We start from the raw sequence: 5,198 nt of genomic DNA, 5'->3' as shown, positions 1-5,198 counted from the left end.
ACAACATTTGGAATACACCTTATCTTTTCAATGCGAAGGAATTCGATGAAGAGACGGGGTTGTATTACTATGGAGCGAGGTATTATGACCCGAGGTTGAGTTTGTGGATTTCTACGGATGCATTAAAGGAAAAAACTCCAAATGTATCACCGTATATTTATACAGATAACAATCCCATCATATATATAGATCCTGATGGAAATTTCAGATGGAAAGCTTTAGCTGAAGCCTCGCGTAAATGGTACAATCTATGGCACAAGAACAAAGCTTCTGAAGTAATTGAGAACAGAGATACAAAGAATCCTATTCTTAGATATTCTTATCAGGTATGTTCTTATGAAAATGGTGAATTTGTTGTAACTCTTCATTACAAAGTCGGTAAAGAATTTGTCAATGCAGCCCAGAATGTCGGAGATGCTGCTGCTATAGCTGGCTATGCATTAACACTGTCTGTTGCTGGTGCTGAAGTTGGTGTACCTTTGGCTGGTATTGGAAACACAATTTCTGGTGCTGCAGGTATTACAGGAATGCTCATTGATGCAGTAAATGATGATTGGGCTGATGTGCTTAAGAGTGGTCTTTTTGTACTTATTGACAAAGCAACAGGAAAATTATTTCATAAATATTTGCCTAGTCATGACAAAAAAATCGGTGAAGAAGGTTTTGACTTAGGAACTGAAATATTAGATCAAAGTCGCCAACTTAAAATCTCTGGAGCTGAAAAAATCACCGATAAGGTAATAGAAGAAAAGGACTCAGAAAATAATAATACAAAAGATAATAAATAATGGATACGATACCTCTATGGTGCATAATATTTATTAATTGCATAACGCTCTTGAGTAGTGTATGGATACTTATATATTTATACAGAAATAGGAGTAAAAAAAGTTTTTCCACATATATATATGGAATAGCTTCATTGATAGGACTGTTCTTAGGTGTGATAAGTTTTTTTTATTACATCTGTCATGCATTTTGTGCAATATTATTTGGTATAGAAATATTTATTGATACATATATGGAACAGAAAAAGAATCCTGTTAATAGGACTTATTTCAAAATAACAATTCCTCATCCTTCAGTTCTTAAGGGATACTATGGCGGTATTGGTTTTATGTTCTATGGGATAATGGTGATATTATATTACATGATATAATGCATGTTTTAAAGTAAACAGTTGAGCAGAAGGGGATACAGAAATTACAGGTATCTTCCTTCTGCTCTATAAATAAAAGACTCGTTTATCACATAAATACGATTCAAAAATCTGATGTTTTTTAGCATAATGATATAAAAAGGAATCGTTTGAGTTGTTATAAGATAGCAAACCTGATTATGAAATATTGAAAGTCTTACGGCTATGACTACGTGAACAGTATCGGCTATGACAAATTCGAGCAGCGCACCAACCTGAAGTACTGCAACGGTGCGGAGACTTTCTACACCTACGAACCCGCACGCCGTAGGCTGCAGAACCTGACGGTCAACGCAGGCGGCAAGTCCATCATGGACAATGCCTATGCCTACGATGCCGTAAGCAACGTGCTCAGCGTTGCCAACAAGGCCGCACTTCCCGAAAGCGGAAAGGCGGGCGGACAGATGGCGCATGCCTATACGTATGACGCACTCTACCGCCTGGCAAGTGCCACGGGAACTTATGCTGGAGCGGACAGAAAGACCGCTTCCTATCGGCTGGAGATGGGCTACGACAACATGCACCGCATTGTGTCGAAGAAGCAGCATTTCACGCAGCAGGGCGTGCAGTTCGACGGAACGCTCCATGTGGGCTATGACCTGGCCTATACCTACGGCAAGACTGAGGGCAAAAAGTTCCTGCTCGCAGAAGTGAAGGATGCGAACTACCGCACGGAAGAGAATCCGAATTCCGTGGCCAAGGTGGACAACAACCATACTTACACTTACGATGCCAATGGTAACCTGGTCTATGTCAATACAAGCCGTACAAAGAAGGATGGCATGGCTGACGAGAAGACCGCAGAGCGCAAACTCAAATGGGATGAGGAGAACCGTCTCCTTGCTTCTGATGATAACGGCTTTGTGACCAACTATTGGTATGATGCAGACGGTGAGCGTACGGTGAAGACATCAGATGTTAGAACATATTCTGTAATCAAGAAAATGGGAAATAATATGATTAATTTTGACGATATACACGAGCAAGAGCAATAAAATTGTTGTTGGTCGTGATGCCCGCATCTCTGGCGAGTTATTTCATCGAGAGAAATAGAGCTGTTTTGGGCAACAACAGAAAGTCCATCAGTCTCACCACCTGCATACTGGATGCGGCGTGGGTCTGAACCATAAGAGTCAAAGTCTCCAATCTTGGAAACGACTCGCTGACTACCTATATAGATATGCTTTGTATAGCGACATTCATCTTGTAGTCGCACCTATTTTCTGGACAAGATGCAGGAGAAGTTGAATGAGAAAATGCGGAGGGATGATGAATTGGAGAGAATGAGGAGATGAAAATGCAAAGCACCATTGGTTATGAAATGTGTAACCAATGGTGCTTTGTGAATCGTTATAGAATTTTCGCTTCAAAGAAATTCTTTATCTTGTATATACCTATATCATGCTTATAGCGTCCGAACAGAAGTTGTGGATTGACATTGTGTTTGTCTGCTTCTGTCTGAATATATGGTGCTATTTTATAAGGTACAACATCACGAGTCCTTGCCATGAACTTTTTCCACTCCGCATTTGGTAGGGTCGCATTTAAAGCAAACTCGTCAGCCTCAGACTCCTCGATGTTCTTCTTGTCCTCCATGAGATTAATCATTGCCTTACCATTTTGGGTAAGGTGCTTGAATACATGACCGACCTCATGTAAAGTGGTGAAAGCAAAATTGTCAATGGAAGCTATTCTCTCAGTGATGACAATCGTTGGTGTATCTCCTATCCAAAAGGACATTCCATCAACAGGAACTTGCCCAACCTTATTGACTACAAGAAAACGAATGCCATACTTGTTAAGAACCTCTTGGGTTTTGTTCACCGTATTCTTGTTTTCTTTAAACACATTGTTCAGCTCTCTTGCCAGCATCTCTGTATCTGCCCCCTTGTCAAATGTGCATAAAGTTGAATCATCATTTTTAGAGAGATGATAGCAATAATATTTCCAAGACAGAATGTCCACGGGATTGGTTTTCACCTTTTCTGACTTGCGGTAATAAGAAAGTTCCATTTCTTCTGCCTTCAAACCAAAGAAATCATCCAAGTTATCCACGGAAAAGACCTCGAAGATGCGTTTTACATCCTCGATGATATTTCCTCTAACGATACCGGCTTTTCTGAAAAAGGGAATTGATACTTGGTCTTTGAGTACATTCCAAATCTCAAGCATTTTAGTCTGCAACACAACCCTTTCGCTCTGTTTGGCGCAATCCAATTCGTATTGCGTCTGGATGTTCATGAGATATGTCGCAGAAATGCCGAGAGCGTTTTCCAACAACAATGCCATTTCAGGTGTCAGAGAACGTTTACCTTTTATGACATCATTCAGAATGGATTTCTGTATGCCAGTGAGTTCGGACAATTCGCTCTGCTTCATATTACGAGCAGACAATTCGTCCTTAATCACCTCGCCCACATGAGTTGCCTCAAATGGAACTGCCTGATTGAAACTAAACTTAGTCATAATGATGTGATATTTCAATTAATTCTATTTCGGTAATGATAATACTGCCATCGGCAGGAGAGCTTTGGAAAATCAATCGCCAGACATCATTGCATCTTACGGATTCTTGATCTTTTCTGTCTCCGTGCAATCTTTCGTAGCGCAAGCCATGATCACGCATAATGTCTTCAATTCTTGTTGCAGCTCTCATTTTGTTGACAGCCTTAACATAACCCTTGATTGCGGCTATAGGAAGTCTTTTATACTTCTTGTCAGATGTCTTTCCATTTTCGAACAGTTCCAACAAAGCCTCGTCTTCACTTGTTATGTTCATATATTATTCAGCCATGTTATTTTTATTTGTGTGCAAAGTTACGATAAATATTTTGATTATCAAAATTGATAACTAATTATTAGCTATATTATAATCATTTTTAACTATTATTCTTGGCACTCGCGGAAAAAGCAATAGCACAAACCTATTTATATTCAACTGTAAAAAGCGCATTTATGCCTTCTGTATCAAGTGCTTCAAGTTCTCATCGTTGGCGATACGCCCCAGCTCATCCTTGACTATCTGCTTGACATCCTCCTTGACTTGGTTGTAGTTGTCCTGTATGGTCTGCTCCATACAGTCGTTGCCATCCGCATCCAAGAAATCGTTGATGATGGGGAGTTTCTGATAACGACTTTCCTCCCGTTTCACCTTTTCGGTATCAACTACTATCTCGGCATGGAATATCTTCTGCTCGATACGCTCGTTGAAGTTATCGGAAACAGAGCCGACAAACATTCCTTGGGTGAGTCCGCTAATCTTGCTCGGCGGAATGTGACTGTCCATCTGGGTATTGATGGATGTAGAAACATCCTGACGGTTGATGGAAATAGACTGGCGCTTTTGGAGTACTTTTCCAAAACGCTCGGATAAAGTCTTGGCGGTCTCGCCAACGACCTGACCGCTGAAGATGTTACCTACCGTATTGATAACCACCTTTGCCTCCTTGTCTCCATAATCACGAACCAATTGCGAGAAGTCTTGGAAGCCCAAGCAGACGGCAACCTTGTTGCTTCGTGCCGTAGCAATCAGGTTATCCAATCCCTTGAAATAGATGTTCGGCAACTCGTCAATGATAACGGATGATTTGAGTTGTCCCTTCTTGTTGATGAGTTTTACTATGCGGCTGTTGTACAAGCCGAGTGCAGCACCATAAATGTTCTGACGGTCGGGATTGTTGCTGACACATAGAATTTTCGGTTCTTCGGGATTGTTGATGTCGAGTGTAAACTCGCTTGCGGACATCACCCGGTAGAGTTGTGGTGAGATCATTCGTGACTGCGGAATCTTTGCGCTTGCAATCTGTCCTGCCAACTGCTCCATTGCCCCACCTTGCCAGGCGTCCATGAATGGAGAAAGATAGTTCTCTAATTCTTATTGTTGTTGATGACGACTCTACCATCAGTTCATATATACCTTTTCGACACAAGCATATCTTGTTTTCGTTTGTACTCCGAGTGTGTACAGTTTCAAACCATGATTTACATTCTAACATAAGAA

At 40.9% G+C, this 5,198-nt stretch carries 3 protein-coding genes and 3 pseudogenes; 3 read left to right on the top strand and 3 right to left on the bottom strand.

The genetic code is table 11. From position 1 onward, the window contains the following. The 3 genes and pseudogenes from F7D47_RS06005 to F7D47_RS05985 all read left to right on the top strand — a co-directional run. Nucleotides 1–788 (top strand): RHS repeat-associated core domain-containing protein (locus F7D47_RS06005; RefSeq protein WP_194252663.1); only part of this gene is annotated, 788 nt, incomplete at its 5' end. Between the two features lie 721 nt (nucleotides 789–1,509). Then, nucleotides 1,510–2,112: pseudogene (locus tag F7D47_RS05995) on the top strand (RHS repeat domain-containing protein); the annotation flags it as partial. Between the two features lie 279 nt (nucleotides 2,113–2,391). Further along, nucleotides 2,392–2,493 (top strand): annotated as a pseudogene (locus tag F7D47_RS05985) (RteC domain-containing protein); the annotation flags it as partial. 55 nt (nucleotides 2,494–2,548) lie between these two features. Here F7D47_RS05985 and F7D47_RS05980 read toward each other — a convergent pair. From F7D47_RS05980 to F7D47_RS05970, 3 genes and pseudogenes are all read right to left on the bottom strand, one after another. Next, a complete protein-coding gene (locus F7D47_RS05980) occupies nucleotides 2,549–3,664 on the bottom strand; it encodes a HigA family addiction module antitoxin (protein ID WP_118529019.1) in 1,116 nt (371 codons plus the stop codon). After that, entirely contained in the window at nucleotides 3,657–3,977 is a 321-nt protein-coding gene (locus F7D47_RS05975) for a type II toxin-antitoxin system RelE/ParE family toxin (protein ID WP_025867317.1), read from the bottom strand. Before F7D47_RS05975 ends, F7D47_RS05980 begins: the two co-directional genes overlap by 8 nt. A gap of 174 nt (nucleotides 3,978–4,151) precedes the next feature. Beyond that, a pseudogene (locus F7D47_RS05970) lies at nucleotides 4,152–5,072 on the bottom strand (TraM recognition domain-containing protein); the annotation flags it as partial. Nucleotides 5,073–5,198: the final 126 nt, after the last annotated feature.

Source organism: Segatella copri, from assembly GCF_009494835.1.
GTDB classification, from domain to species: domain Bacteria; phylum Bacteroidota; class Bacteroidia; order Bacteroidales; family Bacteroidaceae; genus Prevotella; species Prevotella copri_F.
Note: the sequence above shows the minus strand (reverse complement) of the source record. Positions and strands in the feature narration are given on the sequence as shown.